Origin of the sequence: Nostoc sp. T09 (assembly GCF_002154695.1) — a bacterium.
In the GTDB taxonomy this organism is placed as follows: Bacteria; Cyanobacteriota; Cyanobacteriia; order Cyanobacteriales; family Nostocaceae; genus Aulosira.
In genome coordinates, this window is sequence record NZ_MTAV01000053.1 from 79,776 (window position 1) to 103,160 (window position 23,385).

General features: G+C 40.9%; 17 protein-coding genes. 4 read left to right on the plus strand and 13 right to left on the minus strand.

Features of this window, described 5'->3' with window-relative positions; all coding sequences use genetic code 11:
* Positions 1-47: 47 nt before the first annotated feature.
* From BV372_RS13060 to BV372_RS13100, 9 genes are all read right to left on the minus strand, one after another.
* A complete protein-coding gene (locus BV372_RS13060) occupies positions 48-899 on the minus strand; it encodes a phytanoyl-CoA dioxygenase (RefSeq protein WP_086686933.1) in 852 nt (283 codons plus the stop codon).
* A gap of 43 nt (positions 900-942) precedes the next feature.
* Positions 943-1,959: a glycosyltransferase family 2 protein gene (locus tag BV372_RS13065; protein ID WP_086686934.1), complete on the minus strand. Its 1,017-nt coding sequence runs from the start codon at positions 1,957-1,959 to the stop codon at positions 943-945.
* A 313-nt stretch (positions 1,960-2,272) separates the two neighbouring features.
* Complete coding sequence (locus BV372_RS13070; RefSeq protein ID WP_086686935.1) at positions 2,273-3,301, minus strand: NAD(P)-dependent oxidoreductase; 1,029 nt, start codon at positions 3,299-3,301, stop codon at positions 2,273-2,275.
* A gap of 77 nt (positions 3,302-3,378) precedes the next feature.
* Positions 3,379-4,320 (minus strand): glycosyltransferase family 8 protein, encoded by a 942-nt coding sequence (locus BV372_RS13075; RefSeq protein WP_086686936.1) that lies wholly within the window; start codon positions 4,318-4,320, stop codon positions 3,379-3,381.
* A gap of 329 nt (positions 4,321-4,649) precedes the next feature.
* Positions 4,650-5,867, minus strand: a complete 1,218-nt coding sequence (gene lhgO, locus BV372_RS13080; RefSeq protein ID WP_086686937.1) for an L-2-hydroxyglutarate oxidase — start codon at positions 5,865-5,867, stop codon at positions 4,650-4,652.
* 77 nt (positions 5,868-5,944) lie between these two features.
* Entirely contained in the window at positions 5,945-6,718 is a 774-nt protein-coding gene (gene rfbF / locus BV372_RS13085) for a glucose-1-phosphate cytidylyltransferase (RefSeq protein ID WP_086686938.1), read from the minus strand.
* A 591-nt stretch (positions 6,719-7,309) separates the two neighbouring features.
* Positions 7,310-9,496: a tetratricopeptide repeat protein gene (locus BV372_RS13090; protein WP_086686939.1), complete on the minus strand. Its 2,187-nt coding sequence runs from the start codon at positions 9,494-9,496 to the stop codon at positions 7,310-7,312.
* 58 nt (positions 9,497-9,554) lie between these two features.
* Positions 9,555-10,337: a PP2C family serine/threonine-protein phosphatase gene (locus tag BV372_RS13095; RefSeq protein WP_086686940.1), complete on the minus strand. Its 783-nt coding sequence runs from the start codon at positions 10,335-10,337 to the stop codon at positions 9,555-9,557.
* Between the two features lie 48 nt (positions 10,338-10,385).
* Positions 10,386-11,060 (minus strand): VWA domain-containing protein, encoded by a 675-nt coding sequence (locus tag BV372_RS13100; RefSeq protein WP_086686941.1) that lies wholly within the window; start codon positions 11,058-11,060, stop codon positions 10,386-10,388.
* A 724-nt stretch (positions 11,061-11,784) separates the two neighbouring features.
* On the opposite strand from BV372_RS13100, the gene BV372_RS13105 reads away from it, so the two are divergent.
* Together BV372_RS13105 and BV372_RS13110 are read left to right on the plus strand one after the other, a co-directional pair.
* Entirely contained in the window at positions 11,785-13,188 is a 1,404-nt protein-coding gene (locus tag BV372_RS13105) for a response regulator (protein ID WP_086686942.1), read from the plus strand.
* Between the two features lie 44 nt (positions 13,189-13,232).
* Positions 13,233-13,595: a response regulator transcription factor gene (locus BV372_RS13110; protein WP_086686943.1), complete on the plus strand. Its 363-nt coding sequence runs from the start codon at positions 13,233-13,235 to the stop codon at positions 13,593-13,595.
* 102 nt (positions 13,596-13,697) lie between these two features.
* On the opposite strand, the gene BV372_RS13115 is transcribed toward BV372_RS13110, so the two are convergent.
* Genes BV372_RS13115 through modA form a run of 3 tightly spaced genes read right to left on the minus strand, consistent with a single transcriptional unit; the run spans position 13,698 to position 18,304 of the window.
* Entirely contained in the window at positions 13,698-14,999 is a 1,302-nt protein-coding gene (locus BV372_RS13115) for a sensor histidine kinase (RefSeq protein ID WP_086686944.1), read from the minus strand.
* 20 nt (positions 15,000-15,019) lie between these two features.
* A complete protein-coding gene (locus tag BV372_RS13120; RefSeq protein ID WP_086686945.1) occupies positions 15,020-17,503 on the minus strand; it encodes an ATP-binding protein in 2,484 nt (827 codons plus the stop codon).
* 15 nt (positions 17,504-17,518) lie between these two features.
* Positions 17,519-18,304 (minus strand): molybdate ABC transporter substrate-binding protein, encoded by a 786-nt coding sequence (modA, locus tag BV372_RS13125; RefSeq protein WP_086686946.1) that lies wholly within the window; start codon positions 18,302-18,304, stop codon positions 17,519-17,521.
* Positions 18,305-18,406: 102 nt separating this feature from the next.
* Between modA and BV372_RS13130 the strand changes: the two genes are divergently transcribed.
* The gene (locus tag BV372_RS13130; RefSeq protein WP_086686947.1) at positions 18,407-18,631 is read left to right on the plus strand and encodes a hypothetical protein; all 225 of its coding nucleotides are present in this window, start codon (positions 18,407-18,409) and stop codon (positions 18,629-18,631) included.
* 1,099 nt (positions 18,632-19,730) lie between these two features.
* On the opposite strand, the gene BV372_RS13135 is transcribed toward BV372_RS13130, so the two are convergent.
* Complete coding sequence (locus BV372_RS13135; protein WP_086686948.1) at positions 19,731-20,387, minus strand: hypothetical protein; 657 nt, start codon at positions 20,385-20,387, stop codon at positions 19,731-19,733.
* A 190-nt stretch (positions 20,388-20,577) separates the two neighbouring features.
* Between BV372_RS13135 and pheT the strand changes: the two genes are divergently transcribed.
* Entirely contained in the window at positions 20,578-23,013 is a 2,436-nt protein-coding gene (pheT, locus tag BV372_RS13140) for a phenylalanine--tRNA ligase subunit beta (protein ID WP_086686949.1), read from the plus strand.
* Positions 23,014-23,385: the final 372 nt, after the last annotated feature.

Consider the following 23,385-nt stretch of genomic DNA (forward strand, 5'->3'; position numbering starts at 1 on the left):
CTCAAAAGTAATTTTTATGATGGCAGCAATTTACTAATTAATGAAAATTAGCTGGATATTTGAACGGGTTCTAATGAAGGATTTAACTCTAGCCTGGGATAAGTATCATCCCAATATTGGGTACAAAGTTCTGGGCGTTCAGGGGGATTAGCTGTGTAACAGAAAAATAGCGTTGACCGTTCTTCTGTGCGTACAGTTCCGTGATGTAAAACATTTTTTGTATCCGCTAAAATTACGGTACCTACTGGACCTTTACAAGATTTCCAAGCTGATTTAGGGATTACTTTTTTTACTATTTCATCATCAATACCCATATATTTGGACTGCCAAAGTTTGTAGTAAAGCCAATAATATTGCCAGCTAAATAAAGAAGTTAAAGAGCGCGGAATATATTCAAAAGGTCCAGTTTTTTCTGCTACATCATTTAAGGAAAGAAAAATTTTGATAATCCGGCGGTCTTCAGCGTCGCTATGCCATAGCAATGTCCCAAACTGATGTTCGCTAGGGAAATCTTTGCGCAAGTGTACACCATGAAAAGTAATAGGAAGACCGATATAATTTTCAATGATGTTGAGCAGCCTTTTTTCTGTAGCCCATGCAGAAATTTCTGGTAAATCTGTAACTGTATAAATTTGCGGCCATTTCTCATCTAGATGGTCGTTGTTGGCTTTTTCCATCTGGGATAATTGATGATAAGCAGTTTTGAGCATTTCTGCGTTAGAATTAAATCCCAAATCTGCAAGTGTTGTAACACAAACACCATCACGTTTGAGAGCATTTAAAATTATGCGATCGCGCTCTTCTAGAACGGGTAATTTTTTTTTATGCTTCCATCTTTCTACTACACAAGCTAGGTCAGAATATAACGCATATACTTTGCGTTTAATACTATTGAGCATGAATTAAATACCTTCTAAATTTTGAGCTAATACTACTGGCTATTTAATGGCTTATCTCTCTTTTTTTTTGCAGTTGTTGAGTAGTAACTTCAGTTGCTTCTGCAAGGCTAAAATCTTTACAAGCCATTACATCAAAAGCAGATAAACCAATTAAAGCTAAAAACGGAATTACTGTTTTAATGGCAGACACAGGCCATCTTCTTAAAGCACCTAAAAACACTTTAAAGCTAACGTCTTTACCATTCTGCAAAAGCATTCTTCTACAAAATTGCTTAGAATATCCGCTCTGCTCCAGTTTCAAAATCACTTCGGGTATATGTTTGTATTGCATTAATAGCGCAGATCTTGGTTCTTTCTGCCAATAACTCACACCAACAATACATTCTAAAAAAGTCTCTTTAGTGACAATTACACTGCCATTAGCAGCACAATATCCCGCGAAATATGCTAAGGATATCCAATTATTTGCAGCATCTGTCCAAAATTGGAGAGCCTGTTTTATTAGGTCAGTGCGGTAGACTGTAGCCGTAAGAAATATGACTGCACCAACACTTTTAGAAAAACAATGTTCAAATATCGCCTTACCATCACCACAAGCATCTTCACTATCAGCATCAAACCAGCGATTACCAAAAATAGTTGGTGGGTGAACTGGTTCACCAGTAATTTTATTGCGACCAGAAAAATTGAGAAATATTAATGATAAATCTTCATGTTGTTTAAGCTTATCGATGACATAAGCAATGGTTCTATGTTGAATTGGATCATCGTCACCAATAGTCCAAACATACTTTGTTGTAGCAGAATTTAGGCAATAAAGAATATTTTTCATCACGCCTAAATTTTCAGAATTACGATTAGATTTAAATGTAATTTTACTGAGTATCCCTTGCCACTTCTTAATAACATCCTGAGTGTTATCTGTGGAACAATTATCAGAAACTAGAATTTCACATTCAGACTCAAAACCAGTAATAGCTTGAGACAACCAGGCTAACTGCTTATCAAGCAACTCAGCCCGATTATAAGTAGGGATAGCAATAGTGAGCAATTTATTCATTTGATCGGTCGCGATCTAATTAATTGAAAAAATAAATTGTTGTAAGAGATAATTCCCTGGGAAAAAGATTAATCCGGAGAGTTTTATCTATTTTTAGAGCAAATCAGTTGTTTTCAACCGATAAGACAATTAACATTCACAAGGAACTCAAAAACCTGGTATACAGATTTTTTAGTTAAAATTTTCGAGAACAAGTAGGGCGGGCACTGCCCACCATCTTAGGATTTTGATGGGCAGTGCCCAAAGCCCTACCCTTCTCCTGCGGAGACGCTACGCTATTAACGTTTAACTTTTGCATTCCGCACAATAGTAACTATCTTTTATTCCAAAAAAAGTCTTTGTCAATTTGCTGTGTGCGAATCAGATACTCTAACTGTTTTAACCGCGTAAATCCTCTAAACAAGAAAGTATCTTCAGTCATATCAATTTGACTAAACAAATTGAATAACTGCTGCGCACCAAGCTGGGCATTCCAATCACACTTAAATCCGGGTAGTATGGTGTTGATTTTATCGAAAGATACCCGATAGCTACGGTTGTCTGCACCGTTATCTCCAAAGGACAATTGACAACCTGTAAAAATCTCTGCAATAATTTCCGCGATTTCTTTGACTCGATAGTTATTTGTAGTATCCCCAACGTTAAAGATTTGTTTGTGTACAATGTCACGGGGAGCTTCAATGGCACAGACAATTGCCTTGCATATATCTAGTGCGTGAACTAATGGACGCCAAGGAGTACCATCACTGGTCATTTTGATTTCTTTGCTAGTCCATGCCAACCCAGCTAAGTTGTTTAAAACAATATCAAATCGCATTCTCGGGGAAGCGCCAAAAGCTGTCGCATTTCGCATAAAGGTAGGAGAGAAATCATCATCAGCTAATGGCATTACATCTCGTTCTACCAAGGTTTTACATTCTGCATAGGCTGTTTGAGGATTTACAGGTGATTCTTCTGTAACATCACCCTCGGTAGCTACACCATAGACACTGCAAGAAGACATATAGATAAAGCGACGTACACCTGCTTCTTTAGCTAGCTTAGCTAGGCGAACTGAACCTTGATGATTGATTTCGTAGGTAATATTAGGTGCTAATTGTCCGGTGGGGTCGTTGGAGAGTTCTGCCATGTGAACTATAGCTTCGATCCCTTGCAAATCTTTGAGGATGAGATTGCGGATATCTTTGTTGAGAGTTTTGGCTGTCACTTCAGTACCGTTATACAGCCAACCAACTTTATAGAAGCCAGTATCTACGCCAAGAACTTCGTGTCCACGTTCAATTAACAGAGAAGGTAATAATGAACCGAGATAACCTTCTGTTCCAGTTACCAATATTTTCATTGTTGTTCAAGCCTTTCTATTTGATTAATTTCTATGAGATGAAGCGCTAAGTAAAAGGAGATTTGCCAAGGGTATTTTTAGAGCTTTGAGGTATTCATGAGGGTCATTTTCATAAATTTTCGACCCAGACGTCTCCAAAAAGTATCTCGCCATCCTGACCAATCTGTCATGTCAAGATAGTGAAAAAATAAATCTTTTTTGGGATGTTCACATTCCACTCGCAAGCCTGCATACCACGGTTTGGGAGTATTAGTAAAGTGAATTATGCAAGGATGATGCAGCACATCTTGATAAATATCTTCTGGAAACGGACTATTTTTCCCAAATGAATCATCATATATCCTTGGCATCTGATTCCATTTTGGGTGAAGTTCTTCCCATTTACCAGCCAAAATGGCATTTAATCCATCTTGATCGTTAGGTAGATATTTTTGGTTTTGTTGAAGGTATTCAATGATTCTGCTACCTATATTCTCAGTTCGCCACTTATCAATATTTATGACTAACAATCCAGCATTAAAGTATTTACCATCTGGAGCAATGCCCAATTCTTGATAATTTTGTAAAGCTTCACACATTGATATATCTAACTGGACATCATCCTGAACTGCTAATACATAGTTATTTCCTATATCGATGTTCCATAACTCTGCTAAATCTCCTGTTACTACCATGTCGCTATCTAGATAAATTGCTTTATCAAAATGTTTTGGTAAAACCTGAGGTAGGAGTAGTCGATAATAGGTAGGAATTGTTACATGCCTATTTAATGCCAGATTTGCAAATAGTGCATCATTTAGCTGCACCCAAGAAATTTCAATTTGTTCTGATTTAAGAGATTTAATAATCTTGTGTTTGTTGGCTTGACTAATTCCTCCGTCAAGAATAAATAAGAACATCTTGCAATTACTGCTAAGATTGGCTAATGCCGATCGCACTGTGACAGCAAGAGGCATTGCATAGTTATTATCAGCAGCGCAAACAACAACAATTGGCTGTAAATCTGATATAACTGTCATAATTTTCACCTTAATAACTAGTTGGCTGATGTTGGGATTATGCGGTTGGGATGTTATCAGCTACCAGGTGAAGCGAGAAATATTACCAGTGCTTCCAAGTTCAATATAGCGACTGGCAAATTACAGCAATTTTTAGGTAATTAAACTACAGCAAATGCAATGCTACTTTTGCTGAGTTTAATCCTTGCAGCATAGTTAAATTAATTGACGGGACTGCTAAACCGCGTCTACTTTGAAAACCATAGTTTTTTCTAGATCGGGTTTTGCTCCCAAATCCTATACTCTTCTCTGTTCCCCGTTCCCTGTTCCCTGTTACCTTTTGAAAAACTCTAGTTCTCAACTTGGACGAGGTTTAGATGTGATTGTTCGGGTATTTGTGCCACAATTGCTTTGCCAATTTCTAAAGAAGAAGTGGCTGCTGGGGAAGGCGCATTGCAAACATGAATAGAGTTTTGACCTTGGACAATCAAAAAGTCATCTACAAGAGAACCATCATTCTTCAAGGCTTGCGCGCGAACTCCCGCATGGGTAGGTACTAAATCTTGTGCTTGCACTTCCGGAATAAGTTTTTGTAAACTGTTAACGAAGGCGGCTTTGCTAAAAGAACGAATAATTTCCTTGATTCCTTCATCAGCATGTTTGGCTGCTAATTTCCAGAAACCGGGGTAAGTCATTACCTCAGCAAAATCTCGCCAGTCAAAGTCGGTTTTGTGATAACCTTCGCGCTTGAGACTGAGAACTGCATTTGGCCCTGCATGAACGCTACCATCAATCATGCGGGTAAAGTGAACACCAAGGAAGGGAAAATCGGGATTCGGAACTGGATAGATGAGAGTTTTGACAAGATAGCGTTTTTCTGGGGTGAGTTCGTAGTATTCTCCCCGAAAGGGCACAATTTTCGCTTGTGGTTCAACTTGACCTAGTTTAGCAATGCGATCGCTATGCAATCCAGCACAATTAATTACAATGCGAGTTTCAAAGCTACCGTTGTTTGTTTCAATTACCTGATTCTTACCACTTTGGTGAATTTTCTCGACTTTAGTATTGAGGCGTAAATCTCCACCCTGCTTTTGAATTAACTCAGCGTATTTATTGCTAACTTGCTTGTAATTAACGATCCCTGTAGAAAAGACTCTGACTCCGCCTACACAACTGACATGGGGTTCAATTTCTCTGACTTCTTCAGGACTAATTTTCTGGACTGCTATGCCATTGTCTAAGCCGCGTTTGTAGAGATTTTCGAGGCGTGGTAGTTCTGCTTCTGAAGTTGCCACAATCACCTTGCCACAAACTTCATAATCAATCCCATGTTCCTGACAAAATTCTACCATTGAGCGAGCACCATCACGGCAGAATTTGGCTTTAAAACTTCCTGGTTTGTAATAAATTCCTGAGTGAATTACACCACTATTATTACCTGTTTGGTGAAATGCCCAGTTGCTTTCTTTCTCTAATACTAAAACCCGTGCATTTGGATAGCATTTACCTAAAGCTAGCCCTGTAGAAAGCCCAACTATTCCCCCACCGATAATTGCAAAATCGTACATTATTATTATTGCACCTGCAACCAGAAATAAGTTAGTAGTTAAGAGCTAAATTACATTTATAACTCATAACTGTTTTATTACCATACTTTCCAAGGAGCTTGACCGTTTTTCCATAGCTCCTCCAGATAATTTTTATCGCGTAATGTATCCATTGGCTGCCAAAAGCCACTATGTTTGTAAGCCGATAGCTGTTCCATATCAGCTAGCTTTTCTAATGGTTCTTTCTCCCAAACAGTGGTGTCATCAGCAATAAAGTTGATCACTTCTGGTTCTAAAACAAAATAACCACCATTAATCCAAGCACCATCACCTTCGGGCTTTTCTCGAAAACTAGTAATTTTAGTTTGTTCCTGCGCCAAAGAAATCGCACCAAAACGACCCGCAGGTTGCACGGCGGTGAGTGTGCCTAAGGTGTTTTGTTCTTTATGCAACTTAATTAGTTCTGTAATATTTACATCACTCACACCATCACCATAGGTGAAGCAAAAAGTGTCATTGCCAAGATGCTCTCTAACACGTTTTAAGCGTCCGCCTGTCATAGTTTTATCACCTGTATTAACTAAGGTGACACGCCAAGGTTCGGCATAACCAGAATGCACATTCATCTGGTTAAAACGCATATCAAAGGTAACATCTGACATATGCAAGAAGTAGTTAGCAAAATACTCCTTAATGATGTAACCTTTATAACCGCAACAGATAATAAAATCGTTAATACCGTGAGCAGAATAACTCTTCATGATGTGCCATAAAATTGGCTTACCACCAATTTCTACCATCGGCTTAGGTCTGATACTGGTTTCTTCACTCAGGCGTGTACCCAGACCACCAGCCAAAATCACTGCTTTCATGCAATTACCTCAAAGATTTGCAGGTTGGTTAATATTTATTCACCTTGTTAATTGGCTTTCTGGTTATTTATCAGAAAAGAATTCAGAAATTAGAAACTAGTGGTTCATCGTATTGATTATGAGGGGAGAGTGAGTTCGTAGCCAGGACTTTAGTCCGGGATTTTTAACTACTCAACTGCTTACTACAAACTTATCAAACCAACCAAAGTTTTAATTTGGTAGTCTATCTTTCGGGAAGGCTTTGCTTACAATTAGCTAAAGTCTGAATCTCTAAATTCTCCATTCTGAATTCTTATCAAGATGAAGCGATTGCACCTGGAATTGAGAAAAATTTATTTTCTATCTATTTTTCTCCGTAAACAATCTAACGATATTTTCGCTATTATTTGTAAAGTCAATGTAAATAAAAATCTGTGATATGTAAAAGGTTTATGAATATGTTGAAAGTTGAAAGTTTAATACTTAATTAAATAAAAATATACCTATAAAAAAATAGGGTTAGCTCATGCTAACCCAAATAATGCATGGTTTTCTACAATTGTCACTAACAAGTTATTAGTAATTAACTAGTGATGAAAATTACTTTTTTAGCTACTTTGTTTCTCCTGAATCCATGATATTTGTACTTTGGAATAAAGCATCACATTTGTTTTCCACAACAATACAGAGGCTACTGAGTGCTTGTTGATAATTTTCCATATCTTCTTGCTCCAGAGAGACTTTGGCGGATGTCTGTAAATCATCAATTGCTTTCAGACGATTTGCCTCTGATTCTCGACCACCATATTGTGCAAGTTCGTAGTGAATCATACCTCGTTTGAGGTATCCTTTACCCATTTTGGAATTGATGCTTAATGCTTGGTCAAAGTCAGCGATCGCTTTGTTGTACTCTTGAAGGTAATTACTGCTATATTGGGCTATTTGAGAGTGAACAATACCCCGTTGGAAGTAGGCTTCTGCTTTCGATGCATTGAGATTAATCGCTTGCGTAAAATCATTGAGTGCTAGCTGATAATCTTGTTGAGAGTCGCCGCTATATTTAGCAACTTGGGAGCGGACAACACCCCGTCTGATGTAAGCTTCAACTTCTTTATTATTCAGGCGCAGTGCATTATTAAAATCGGCGATCGCTAGGGTATACTCCCGATCTGGATCGTTGCTGTATTCAGCAAGCATGTAGCGAACATTACCCCGATTTACAAAAGCTTTGATTTCTCGCGGATTAAGTTGCAGAGCTTCGGTGTAGTCTGTGAGCGCTCCTTCATAGTCTTTCATGTTGTAACGAGCATTACCTCGGTTAACATGAGCTTTAGAGTGATTGGGGTCTTTTTCTAGAGCTTGGTTAAAATTTTCAATCGCTCGCGCATAATCTCGCACTTTGTAAGCAGCATGACCTTGTTTGTAGTAATCAGCAAAGTTGAGATTTTTGTTATTGTTTGTCTGACGAGACATTAAAGTTTGCTGGCTATAGGCATTTTGAGAAACAAAGGGGCGAGTAAATTTCACCATGACATCCAAATAGCCTAATAACCCAAAACCCATTAAGCACAAGACTACAGGGTAAAACTTTCGCTGCTTGAGCTGTTGATAAAAAGGAGTCTTTTGTTGAGGAACTCCTGGCTGCCAATGATAAGTTGGCAATGGAGCCACTGGCTGCTGTGGTCTGTAAGTAGGTTGATTGTTGTAGCGCCTTTTTGCTGGAATCCGAGGTTTGAGATGTTCTCTAGCTGCTATTGCTTGATGAGATGGAAATGGATCGCGTCCACCTAAGCGCGAGGTACGTTCGCACCAAGGACATACATTCAGGTGGCTGTTGTAGTTATGCTGAGGGTTGACACTACAGGTAACAAGGCTTTCTTCGGCTTCAGCTATTGCCGATAGCCAGGTTTGGGCGCTAGGACGCAAATGGGGATCTTGATGTCCATCTTCAAAACAACGCAAGAATAGTTCTTGCAAGGCGGGATGGAGAATTTCCCAAGCGGGTGCAACAGGAGTAGCAAGGTAGGGTACTTGCCGCCTTCTACTGTAAGTGAAATGACCAGCAGCAATGCGTGATTCGTAGGCTGGTGGCTCACCAGCACCTTGAAAAATTCCCGAAAATGGGTGGGTGCCTTCCATTAAGAGTTGAAATATCAGCACCCCTAACCCAAATAAGTCATGAGTAATTTCGCGATCGTACTGGGAAAAAATCTTATTCTGGAGTTCTGGTGGCGTAAACTCTGGTTTTCCTACAGGGCAACGGTAAACAACATTGCTATCTGGATCGATTACTTGGAAGGAATCTGTGTCTACTAAGGTTACCAGGGCTGTGTCGCTAACCAGGATATTCGACTCATTGACATCGCCAATACAATATCCGCTACTATGCAAAGCAGCAAAAGCTGCCGCCAAATTTCGAGCCGTGCGCAGCAGGTACTGATAGTTAAATAAAGGACAATGTTGACGACGGGTTCTTGGGTTGTAAAAGTCAATGATTGGACGCATCCCCCGAATGCGCGGCATTAAAAAGCCAATGATGCGATCGCTACCATCTACTGCTCGTAATAGATCTTGAGGCCAAGCAATGGAAATATGCCCTAAACTAGCCGTGGGGTTTTCCGGCGGATTAGTCAGCATTGCTTGGAGTTTGTAAGCATGGGCGACTGTGGGTTTGTGATAAACCTTGGCCACTAAATTACTATGAGATGGCACCGCATAGATACAAGCCTCACCACCACGCCCTAAACTGACGTTAAGGTTGAGAATTTCTTGTTTAGGAAGACAACGTAGTACCTGCATGATAAAGTCACGGTTAACGGGGGTTACTGAAAAATGCTCAATCTGGCGGAATCGTTGCTTATGGTTTGCTGAGTGCCGCGATGATCAGTGTTAGATCGTCATCGGTACGCTGTGTGATCCGCTCTGACCCTAAGAATTTCACTAACTGTTCTTTGGCCACTGTCTTATCCTGGGTATTCGCAACAAAATCGAATAAAGGAAAAAAGAATGGTTTATGCGGTTCACCAACAACCATATTTAAAGCCAGCATTTGTAGTCCATCGGTGAGAACGCCAACATTGACTATGGTTTCACGCCATAATCTCATTTGCGCTGTTTCTAAAGCTCCAGGCGAAGTCAAAAAAGTGGTTTCGTTGATGTATTCACCACTGTCAGGCATGGTTAATGCCAGGAGGTTACCCATGCTATCCTTCGCTACTGCCAGTCCATCACCAATCTGAGACACGGCCACCACTTCTGGTGTGGCGACCATAACAATTAAGGTAGTTGCTAAATCCTGAGGTTGTTTATCACTAGCAGCAGCTTCATCTTCCACTGCTTTTTTTGCGGCTAACATCGCGTCTGTCAATAGCGATCGCACAATTTCATCATCAGCTAGAGCGTCGCGAGTAACTTCTTTAAGAGATATGTTTTCTATTGCTGTTTCCACAGCAACCATCGCGCCGACTTTCCCTTGGCTGGCTGAACCGGCACCGTCTGCTGCTGCTGCCACTAACACATTATCGGACAATAATTGCCAGTGGTGAGCATCCTGACACAGCTGTTTATTTTTTAAATGGCTTGTACCACATACAGATGCAGCCACCACCTGCCATTGAGGTATCTGTTTTGACATATTCATAAATTTTCTTGCAACAGCTAGCTGTGTTATATCAAGCTGCAACTTTTATTAAACAGTACCCCAGCCAATTGGTGGTAGTGCTACTTGTTCATCTACCTGAGAGTGCGAAACCGCTGACATACTAGCTGACAACCAAACAAACATTTCAATAAAATTGAGTCCCTTCAGTTTCAGCGGCGTACGTACAGCTATTTGATTTAGGCGCGTCATGTTGGCATTTTCCACACCTACTGTAAAAAATGCTACACGTTTGCTAGCTTCATCACCTTGTAAACGTTTAGTCGCTTGCTCTACCACATGGTCTAGCTCGCCTTGTGGCTCGCCATCGGTAATCATAAATACCCAAGGACGATAATAAGCAATACCATTGGCACGATATTGAGATTTGCGTTCTTGAATCATGTCCAATGCCTTATGAATGCCGGAACCCATTGTGGTCAATCCTTGCGCTGTTAGGATTGGTGGGTTAAATTGATCGGCAGTCACAAAGTCTTGGACTATATTTACATTACTATCAAATGTGACTATCGCTACCTCTACTCGCCTAGCTGCTAAGGAATTCTTGACTAATTCATCCTTTAAACTCAGCAAGCCCTGATTTAAAGCCTCTATTGGATCTCCTTGCATAGAACCAGATGTATCTAGTAATAATACGCAAGGACAACGTGGCTCTGGGTTTTCAGCAAATTCTACGACTTCATCTAGTCTTAAGGTATCATGCATAACTTTTCGTGTTATGTTATAATCCAAACTCTTCTTTCCTTTTACTCTAAGTATATAGTTTCCAGGGTTGCAAAAACTACATTTAATGTATTTTTGGGTAGATTCCTTAACCTTTATTAATAATAATATTCTTACTCAATTCTCTACATCTTCAAGAGAATCTTAACTAAGACATAGTTGAGTAAAAAGGAAATTACCTGGTGTTCACATTAACTTCATTAAAGCATCTACCAAACTTCATAGTTAGCGTAAACCCACAATACAATAAATACCTACTTCTACCTGCAAAAAAGTTTAAAGCTTTTGTGTAGAAACCCCCAATTTTATATGAAAAGAATAAATAGATCGGACTCAACAGTATAGTCATCAGAATTGTCCTTAGGTAAATATGTCAACTACAAATCAAAAGCCCGCTAAAAATACCAAGCTTCAGTATGCAGTACAAAATTTAACAAACGAGCTATACTGTGGTGTTTATCGTTTGTCGGATATGCACATATAGGAATCTGGTTTGATTTTTGAAAAATTGACTTATTCCTCTAGCTTTCATGTTTCCTGTTAAGAGTTGCCTATCCCTACTTTGTAAGTTCACAAATCAAATTGGAGTGCTACATATCCTAAAAATAATTTGTTTTTAGAGAAAAATTGAGAATAAAAAAATGCCTCATGACCATTATTTCAACTTTACCTAGATTCACGTTGATTTTCCGGAAAACTCGAGAATATGAATCTTTCAGGCACATTCACCAAACTAAGTCCCCAGAGTTTATTAAGTCAGTTATCTAAAAGTTCTGACAGTACCTGTTTGCGAGCATTTAGTAACTCAGTTTCTTGGTCTATTTACCTAGAACAGGGCAAAATAACCTATGCTACTCACTCAGTCGAACCATTTGATCGATTAGAACGCCATTTACGTCGTCTTAGCCATCAAATTCCCCTGCTAAACAGTCAAATTCGTGTCCAATTGCGTTTGATGTTTGAAGTTGACTCCCCAAGTCAATTCATAGAACAGCATAGTAATTTGGCTGCTGAGCCTCCTGAATACCAAGCTATTACTTGGCTGGTTGAACAAGGACATTTGCACTCCACTCAAGCAGCAGTACTGATTCAAGAATTAGTTAAAGAAGTGATTGAATCATGGTTGTTAATCAAAGTAGGCAACTTTGAATTAAGCAATTTATCTGAGAATGTGCCAAAAATTAGCAGGCTGGACGTAGAAAAAATTATAGAACGTTCTCAGGCAAGATTACAACGTTGGCAAGCTTTTGCGCCCCACATTTCTTCTCCTTATCAGCGTCCTTACCTGTTTATTAATAAATACATCCAGAATCCAACTTTTTTAGATCTCCAACCAAACTTAACTAACTGGATGAAAGGTTTTAGCCTACGTCATCTTGCGGTAATGATGAACCAAGATGAAATCCAATTGGTTCAAAACTTATACCATTACATCGTTAATGGCGGGATTATATTACATGAAGCAGACCCACCATTTGATAAATTACCAAAGACATGCGGCGAAGTATCAACTTCTCCTCAATACATTACAGAATCAGCGAAACAAGAATTAGTTGATACAGTAGTAGAACCAAGTAGTACAGATGCTGAAGCCTCCCTAGACATTCCTTTAGATGATATAGCGCCTATTGAAGAATTACCATATACTTCTTCTCCTTCTCAAGACAACTTTCAGGAATTAACAATACCAAATAACACAAATTCTGCTCCTGAAAGAGTAACTACTGCTACTGCTATCGCTAAAAAAGTCTACAAAATCATTTCTGTAGATGATAGCCCTACCATTCTCAAAGAAATTAGTCGTTTCTTAGAAGATGAAAATTTTTCTGTAGTAACTATTGACGATCCATTAAAAGCTGTTATGTCAATTATTAGGCACAAACCAGACTTAATTTTACTGGATCTAAATATGGCAGGGATTGATGGTTATGAGTTGTGCCGAATTATACGTAATAATTCAATGTTCAAAAACACTCCCATCATATTTGTCACAGCTAATAAAGGACTTGTAGATAAAGTTAAGGCTAATTTGGTAGGGGCTTCTGGTTATCTCACCAAACCTTTTAGTCGTGCAGAATTACTGAAGCTTGTTTTCATGCATTTGGCTTGACTAACTCAAAATCATACTACTTTGAATTGCGATTTGGAATCAATATGGCTACAGTTTTAGTGGTTGAAGATACTCCTTCTCAGTTGGAATTAATTAATAGTTTTCTCAAAGATAGTGGCTACATCGTACTTAAAGCTTACGATGCTAAAGATGGTTTAGATCAGGCAGTCAATCACCATCCTGATGTAATTATTACTGATGTAGTGATGCCAGGACTAAGTGGATTTGAATTTTGTCGTCAACTGAAAAAAAATCCTGTAACAGAGAAAGTACCAATTATTATCTGTAGTTCTAAAAATAAAGAAATTGATCGGATTTGGGGAATGAAGCAAGGAGCAGATGTTTATTTGACTAAGCCTTTTACCAAACAACAATTACTACGTGCTCTGGAATCTGTTGTCGGGTAATTCTTAGAAGACAAGGGAGAGTGGGGAGTGTGGGAGAGGGTGGGGAGAAATGGGACAAGGGAGAAATAACCAATGACTATTGACCAATGACAAGGGGCAAATCTAACAAACAGCTTGCCGAACCGGAATTTCGATTGTAAATTCAGATCCCATACCCAGTGTGGACTGGCAATAAATTTTACCACCATGTTTTTGGGTAACAATCTGATAGCTGATGGAAAGCCCCAATCCGGTACCTTTGCCAATGGGTTTGGTAGTAAAAAATGGCTCAAACATTTGGGAACAGACATTTTCTTCAATGCCACAACCGTTATCGGCAATGCAGATGGCGATCGCCTCGTTTGGTATGTGTTCAGTACGAATAGCAATTTTGCTGGGATTGGCTCGGATTTGGTCAAGGCTGCGTTGTTGATCTCGCTGTTCCAAGGAATCAATGGCATTACCAAAAATATTCATGAACACCTGATTGAGTTGACTGGGATAGCATTCCACATGGGGCAGTTGTCCATAGTCTCGCACAACTTGAATGCCAGGATGTTCTGGTCTTGGTTTAAGACGATGTTGCAAGAGTAACAGGGTGCTTTCGATACCTTCGTGCAAATCGACAACCTGAGTTCCTAATTCATCTAAGCGAGAAAAGTTACGTAGTGAGATAACGAGTTGCCGGATGCGATCGCTCCCCAGTTTCAAAGAATCGACAAGCTTGGGCAAATCTGCTTGTAAATAGTCGATATCCACTTCTTCCATCCAGCCTTGAATTTTGGGATGGGTTTGAGGATGGCATTCCCGATATAACTCGATAAAATTCAGCAAATCTTTGATGTACTCTTTGGCGGGGGCAAGATTGGCGTAGATAAAAGTTACAGGATTGTTGATTTCATGGGCTACACCCGCCATCATTTGACCAAGTGAAGACATTTTTTCGCTTTGCACTAACTGCACCTGTGCCTGCTTGAGGTTGTCTAGTGCCTGAGAGAGTTCGGTGGTCTGTTGTTGTAAAGATTTTTGAGACTCACGTAGTTGCAGGTGTACTCGGATACGTGCCAGGGCTTCTTCGTGTTGGATCGGCTTGGTTATGTAATCTACTGCACCCAGACTCAGCCCTTTGACTTTATCGACTGAGTCGGAGAGCGCGGTCATAAAAATTACAGGAATGTCACGGGTAGCGGAATCGACTTTGAGCCGATGACAGGTTTCAAAGCCATCGATTCCAGGCATCATCACATCCAGCAGAATAATATCGGGATGGTAAGACTGTACGCGTTGTAGGGCGGCTTCTCCACTTTTGGCGATCGCCACCCGGTAACCGATCTCACTCAAGACATCGAACAACACTTGAATGTTGGTAGGGTTATCATCCACTACCAAAATGGTTCCTTTTGGGGCTGTAATGTCAGCGGGCATGGTTGAACTCCTAAAAAAATTTAAATATGCGCTGCTAATAAATTGAGAATGGCTTCATCGTCAAATTTCTGGCTCAGTTCCAGCAGCTTATTAGCAAAAGGTGCGTACTGGGGATTAAGTTGCTTGAGGCGGTTGGCTTCCTGCTGGATATCGCTCATAAAGCCATCCTGGGCTGCTTGGTAGATGGTGGTCAGTTCTTCTGGTGACGGCACCACCAGTTCCACCGGATTGGCAACGACAACAGATGATTCAGCCGCTTCCGGTGTGGTTTCGTAAATCCATCGCAACTCTAGGTGACGTTGCAATTCCCCCAGCAAGGCTGTAAACTCTATCGGCTTGGGAAAAAAGCTACTGCAACCCGCATCTATTGCCTCCTGCATATCCACTTGAGACAAGCTGGCAGGGGAAGCAATAATGGGTGTGACTAAAAAATCTGGCAGTTGACGCAAGCGCCGGGTCATTTCCAGCCCATTCATCTTTGACATCATCACATCAGTAATGATCAAATCTGGGCGCATCTGGAGTGCGCGATCCAATCCTGCTTGCCCATCATCTGCTTCCGCCAGTTTGAAGCCCAAGGGTGCCAGCATACCCATCACCACAGCGCGGTTTTCTAGGCGATCATCAATCACCAGGATTTTGCGCCGTTCGCCCTGATAGCCAATTACCTTTTGATTACTAGATCCACACTGATTCAGCCAATCGGCAGCAGCAAGTATGTCCACTTCAAACCAGAAGGTGCTGCCCTTACCCAGAGTGCTGTTGACCTGGATCGAACTGCCCATCATCTGGACAATTTGCTGACTAATTGCTAACCCCAATCCCGTACCTTCACTATTGCGATCGCGTTTTCCAGCCTGCTCAAAAGGTAAAAAGATTGATTGTAACTTTTCTGCAGGGATGCCGATGCCCGTATCTTCAATTCGGAAGCGAATTCTCGTTGATGGAATGTCGGCTGTTTGTTGATTGCCTAATGCTTCAACTGTAAATTTCACACTACCAAAATCAGTAAACTTAACTGCATTGCTAAGTAAGTTTAGTAACACCTGCCGCAGACGTTTGTCATCAGCATGAACGGCGGTGGGTAGGTTAGCGGGGTGGTAATGGAAAGCAATACCCTTTTGTTCGGCTTTGATGCGGCAGATTTCGACTGTGGTAGTGAGGAAGTTGGCGAAGTGGAAATCCTGGGGATAAAGATCCATCTTCTGCACTTCTAGCTTCGAGAGATCCAGAATGTCGTTAATCAAGGTCAGCAGGTGGGAACCACACTGGTAAATCACACCTAATCCCTTCTGCTGCTTGGGGGTGGTGGTGGGGTCACGCTGGAGGATTTGAGCATAGCCCAAAATACCATTCAATGGGGTTCGCAGTTCGTGGTTCATGTTAGCGAGAAATTCGCTCTTGGCAAGGTTGGCAACTTCCGCCGCTTCCTTAGCCCGCAATAGCTCGAATTCTGTGTACTTGCGACTGCTAATATCGCGGCAAACGATTACCCCTCCTTTCAATGCACCATTTTCATCTTTGAGAGGTCTGCCACTAACTGTCAGCCAGATGCCATCAGGGATTTTACTATGACGGGTAAACATTTCTACATTGTCTACCTCCTCTCCCTGAACAGCTCGCACTAAGGGAAGTTGCTTTTCTGGCATCAAAGTCACCCGATCGGCTTGAAATAGCCCGTATTGCTGGGACAATTCTTCCTTTTGAATGTCGGTTACTTTCGCGTTAAACATCTGTTCAGCAGCGGGGTTAACAATCAGGAATTGACCGTTTTCATCGGCAACAATCACTCCATCGCTCATGCAGTTAAGGATTTGTTGCAGGAGGATGGTTTGTTCTTGGAATTTCTCGTTGCTTTGCTTGAGGTCGATTTCTACCTGATTCCGTTTCCAGGTTTCTGTGCGAATTAAATGGTAAGTCCAAAAAATGATTGCCAAATTAAAGAAAATGCCCACTAAAAACGTCCCCATTGCCTGAATGGCGGTGTTGGTAGCAGCTTGCTGTTTTTGTCGTAACTCTACAGTTTCTGTGGTTTGTATCTGCTGTATCAACAACGTCGCTTCGTCGAGTAGTTGCGTTGGCGATTGGTCAATTGCGGCATTTAGCCCTTTGGTTTGCTTGATTTCAATGCCTTGACGCAGTTGTCGTAGGCGTTGAATCGTAAATGCTTCTAAGCGATCGCCAGCTGCTTGTTCATGCTTTTCAAGCAAAGATTGCAATCGCCGCATTTGTTGATCAACATCGATCATCCGAATGCCAAATACCCTGAAGGTCTGTTGATTCCCTGTCAGCAGGTATTGCTTCTGAAGTAGTTCGGTATCCTTCAAGGCGCTGCTCACAGATTCTAGAGCATTCAGAGTTTCCAAATCTTCGGCAATCTGGTGGTTAATTTCTAATGTCCGGTTGGCACTCCAAAATGCTATGCCACTTACTGTTAATGCCACGAAGGTGGTTGTTGCTAAGCTCCCAGCAATAGTTCTCAGAAATTTGGATTGTTGTTTCATAGTGATTCTTTGTGCCTAGGAACGTAGAGGACGTAGTCCAAATTTCTGAAATACTGTCATTGCCTTAGCGCTGCTTAAAAAATCTAGATAAGCCTGCATTTCCTTAGAATGGGGAGAACCTTTAACAATAGCGGCACCGGAGCGGATTGGTTCGTAAAAATCTTTTGATGCAGTGGTTAATACCTGCACCTTGGCAGAACTTTTGGCTTCTGAGAGGAAAGTGATGCCCACCTCAGCCTCTCCTTGCTCAACGGCTCGTAAGACTTCCCGTACATCCACCTTGAACACAACTGCCTTCGATTCCACTGCCTGCTTAATGCCCAACTGGGTAAGCAGGCTGTCGGTATATCGGCCAATAGCGAGGTTTTGGTCGCCAAGGGCTACAGTTTTAATGCGATCGTCTGCTAATTGTCGAAAATCAGAAACTTGCACCGAAGAATTAGCAGCAGTAATCAATACAATGTCGGTACTCAGCAGTTCCTTGCGGCTTTCGGGCAGAATTAACCCCTTTGTTTGCAATTCATCAAGCGGTGGAATATCTGCCAATAAAATCCCATCAAAGGGTTCTCCCTGCTCAATTGCCTCTTTGATTACGCTAGAACCAGCAAAGATGGAGTGAAGTACAACATTGGGATGTTCCTGCTGATAGAGTTCTTCGATCTCTTGCAGTGCACCGCGCACCATACCCGCCGCGCCAAAATTTAAGCTCACCACCTGTGTTGATGGGTGAGAGCAACTTCCTAACCAAAGAGCAAGCATAAAGGCTACAAGGCACCATGCCATCCACTGGAGGCGTTTCATATTGAGTTCCTCAACACTTGCTGTATAGTATTCCCACGTATATAAACTACCTAACAGCAAACACTAGGTCACCGTACTTTCTCATAGTCAATTTAAAGCTGTATGGCACAGGCTCACATTAAAAAACTCACCCCTGAACAAGAAGTACTCATGCCCATTATTCGAGATGAGTGGCTCAAGATTGCTTTAGATACTTCACCTACAGATAAACAAAAAGCAGAAGCAGCTATTTGCCTTGCTTATGAATGTGTCGGAATAAAGCCACCACAAAAAATTATGTGGTTTGACTCGGATTTTTTACTGCTTGTGAAAAATCAATTTACATGACTTGTTTTGGTATCGATCTCTTTACTGGTTGGGTCATTCTTCTATACTGGTAAAATGCTTGGTATGTATACATTAGAGCAGTTACTTTAATCTCCTTTTTTCAGAGTTTGTGAGAGATTCAGGGTAAAAGAGCAGGCAGATCATTGAGCTTAAATTAGTCTAGTTTATTTATACTCTACAAACAGAAAAACTATTAAATCGATCTGTTCAATTTTGAAATATATATATTTCAAAAATCATTTAATTATTATTTATTTTCTCAGTATTTAGGTAATTAACGTATCTCAAAAAAGCTTAGTTTATACTCTAGAAATATTGAGATATAAGTATTAAATTTAAATTATCCTTTCTTGGAAATTTACATGTTAAGGCGTAATATTTGTATTGGTTTTTTCATATTAATTACTTTTCTCAGTGCTGGTGTAACACCGTTGCAACAGTACTTTGAAACTGTTTGCTTTGTTTCAGCTAACGGAATTATACAAGTACTGAATCACAAAGAAAACGACAATGACAGCCACAAAGACAAAAAATGAGAAACAACATCACAAAGGTGTAATATTGCTTCTCATGTCAATCGAATTTTAACTATTTAACTGGAAGCTCCTCTCGCAAAGGAGCTTTTCTTATGGAAAGTATGTGTTATATGGTTATAACAAGTCAATTAAAAGCCTGTAAATCTTATTGTAAGTAGGTTTTGAAGTAAGTATAATATTAGATTTCATTCCATCTATTATGTTTAATTATGCTTGTTGTATCAAAGCTTGTATACGCAGTTATTAAACTTATTAAGTTTAAGGCTGGTAAAGCTTTGAATACTTATGAAAAAATTACCCGCAAATTATAGACTAATGATGTTGATATTGAACGAATTGTTTTATTAAAAATGGCTTGCCTGAGTACAGGTTTTATCGATGTATTGAGATATCCGCCTAATATATTATCGGCAAGAGAGGCAATCTGCTGGATAAATTGGGACTTAGATCTAGAAGATTTTAGCGTGCAAACCTGAGTTATCTGGCTCAAGTTGCGTTTGGGCGATCGCTATACTACTTCTAGTGTTATTTGATTGCTGAAAATTGTTTTAGCTCTAAGCTATCTATTTATTTATAAACCTGAATGATTCTACTAGTTGTTGGTATGCTCTCTGGTAATTAGCATCATCATTACCAGAGCCAGTTTTAGATAGTGTCACAACAATAATGCGTAAATCTTTGGGTCTGGCAAAAACAATGTTTTCATTTTCGTATAACCCACTCGATTTAAACTTAATTCCAGTTTGCCCAGCAATTTTTGCAGTTTTAAATTCACTGGTAGCAACAAATTGATTACTTTGCTTCACCCATTTCTGCAAAGGTAATTTACGGCTATTACGATACACAGATACACGTACATTGGCTGGGTATTCTGTACCTCCTGCATATTCTCCAGCGCGAATCTTTTGGGCGTGCTTTTTAGTCCAGATATCAACTGTACCTAATGGAGAATTAACATTATTTGTCCGAGAAACTATCTTTTCCTCTACTACAAAAGAGTTGAGGGAATAGCCAAAGCCAAAACCTAAGCGACTGCGATAACCAACTTGGTCGGGAGGTACAGGTTTTGGCACATCTAAGGAAACAACTTCTTTGGCAATCGCACTTTTTGTCAATGTAGAATTAACTTCAGATATGCAGGCGATCGCTCCTGCTGCTACTAAACTCATCAAAAGTGAGTGTAAAATCCGTTTCTGGAGTTGCTTGTAATTAACTTTCATTCTTTAAAGTGGAAATCTCTATCGCTTTGATAGATCCAACATCTCCAAGAGGATTTCCGCAATTTGCTCGAATCAACGTAGTAGGATCGTTCAAGTGAATGGGTAGACTTTGCCAGATGAGCCGCGATCGCTCACCAGCAAGCACCCTAAAATGAGAGCAAAAGACGATTCCTAAAACAAGCACACTCCAATGCGTATTTCTCTAAACTGGCTGCGGGAACTAGTAGAAATCAAACTTAGCCCAGAAGAATTAGCCGAAACCCTGACAATGGCTGGGTTTGAAGTAGAAGATATTGAAGACCGCCGCACTTGGGCAAATGGCGTTGTTGTGGGGAGAGTGCTTGAGCGTCAACCCCACCCCAACGCTGATAAGTTGAGTGTTTGTAAAGTAGATGTTGGTGCTGCTGAGACTTTAAATATTGTCTGTGGTGCTGCTAACGTCCAGGCAGATATTTATGTACCAGTAGCTACTACAGGTACTTACTTACCAAATATTGATTTAAAAATTAAACCCGCAAAACTGCGCGGTGTCCCTTCTCAAGGAATGATCTGTTCTTTAAAAGAACTGGGTTTGACCACTGATGTTGATGGAATTCATATTTTTCCCCAAGAAAATCTTCCATTAGGTAGCGATGTGCGTCCTTTGTTGGGTCTAGATGATGTGATTTTGGATGTCACTGCCACTGCAAATCGCGCTGATGCCTTAAGTATGGTAGGTATAGCAAGGGAAGTAGCCGCTTTAACAGGAGGTAAACTCAGCATTCCCGAACCTGGTGAGGTGTCGATTAGTCAAAGTGGGGGAAATTTAGCGTTAAGTATTTCAGAAACCCAAGCTTGTCCTGCTTACATTGGCACAGTCATTGAACAGGTAAAAATTGCTCCTTCTCCGGGGTGGTTGCAAAAACGCTTACAAGCTGCTGGAGTGCGTCCCATCAATAATGTCGTAGACATTACTAATTATGTGTTGTTGGAATGGGGACAACCCTTACACGCCTTTGACCGCGATCGCCTACAATCTGTGGCGGGAAATGGAAATTTAACTATCGGCGTTCGCTTCGCCAATGCTGGAGAATCCCTCAAAACCCTGGATGGACAAACTCGCAACCTCTCAACTCAAAATTTATTGATTACCGCTAACGATAAACCTGTGGCGATCGCGGGAGTTATGGGTGGGGAAGAAACGGAAGTTCATGAAGGTACTCAAAGTTTAGTTTTAGAAGCAGCGTTATTTGATTCCGTAGCCATTCGCCGTTCTTCTCGGAGTATCGGTTTAAGAAGTGAGTCCTCTGGCAGATACGAACGGGGCGTGAACCGGGCTGAATTGGAAGTAGCCTGTCGTCGTGCTTTGTCACTGCTGAGTGAATTGGCTAGTGGGGTAATTTTACAGCAGGAAATTGCCGACACCCGCCCCGACCCATCCACTTGGACGCGTTCGATTGCTCTGCGTTTAGACCGAGTTAATCAAGTGCTGGGGCCAATTGATTTAGGCGAGGATACAGGAGAACTGGAAGGACGGGACGTTGAACGAATTTTGACTGCATTGGGTTGTCAACTTACCGCCTCTGGAGAACGTTCCTGGAAAGTTTCTGTCCCACCTTATCGTTACCGCGACTTAGAACGGGAAATTGACCTGATTGAAGAAATTGCCCGTCTCTATGGCTATGACAAATTTTGTGATACATTACCGCAAAAAGCAGAAGCAGGCTATTTGCCTTTAGATCAGGAACTAATCCGCAAGGTACGAGCTTTCTTCCGGGCAGAAGGACTGACAGAATTAATTCAATACTCTTTAGTCAAACCAGGGCAAGACAAACAAATAGTACTGTCAAACCCCTTGTTTGTAGAGTATTCGGCACTGCGAACCGATTTATTATCTGGGTTGATTGATGCTTTTCAATACAATTTAGAGCAAGGAAATGGCGCGCTTAACGGTTTTGAAGTTGGGCGGATTTTCTCGCGAGAAGAAGACGGTTTGCAAGAAGCCGAAGCGATCGCGGGGATTATGGGTGGCGATCGCACGGTTAGCAAGTGGTCAACAAGTGGTCGCGAACAACCTCTTACCTGGTATGAAGCCAAAGGTATTTTAGACAGCGTATTTCGCCAGCTCGATTTGCCTGTAGAATATCAACCCGATCGCCGTGATGAGCGTTTGCATCCAGGGCGCACTGCTTCTCTGTGGATTAGAGGTAACAGACTTGGTATTTTTGGACAACTCCATCCTCAATTGCGGCGCGAAAAGGGTCTACCAGATTCCGTCTACCTATTCCAGTTAGATGCTGATGCACTGTTGGATGCTCTGGATCAAGATGATACTCTGGCACCAGTATTTCACCCCTATTCCACCTATCCAGCAAGCGATCGCGATATCGCATTCTTTGCACCTGTAAAAATTACAGTTGTTGAAATCGAAAAAGTAATTAACAAAGCTGGCAAAGACTTACTAGAATCCGTGGAATTGTTTGATGAATATCGTGGTGAAAATGTGCCAGCCGGACAACGCAGTTTGGCATTTCGCTTAATTTACCGCGCCAGCGATCGCACCCTTACCGATGCCGAAGTCGAACCAGTACACAACAAAGTCCGCGAAGCTTTGGTGGAAAAATTCGGTGTTAGTTTGAGAAGTTAAAAATCGGGAATAGGAACAGGGAATAAAAGGGAGCATCCACTTTTGGAAAAAATACCAGGCGATTTCTAATCGCGGCTATAAAAACCAAATGCACCTGCGTGGATTAGATTGAGCCTGCGGAGGCAGGCTTTGTTTAGCCCCAGACTTCTAGTCTGAGGGGCTATTTGCCAAAAGTGGATGCACCCGAATAAGAAACAAGGGATAAGAAGGACAAATGCCCAATGCTCAATTCCCTGTCCCTTTTTCATTGGGATTACCTTCACAGTAAGTTCACGAATTAAATAGCATTACCCTAGTGTTTTTAGGTAAATAAATTCACTAACATTGCTGCTATTGCCAGCTTTGTAAGTTTTTCGATCCTATTAAATAACG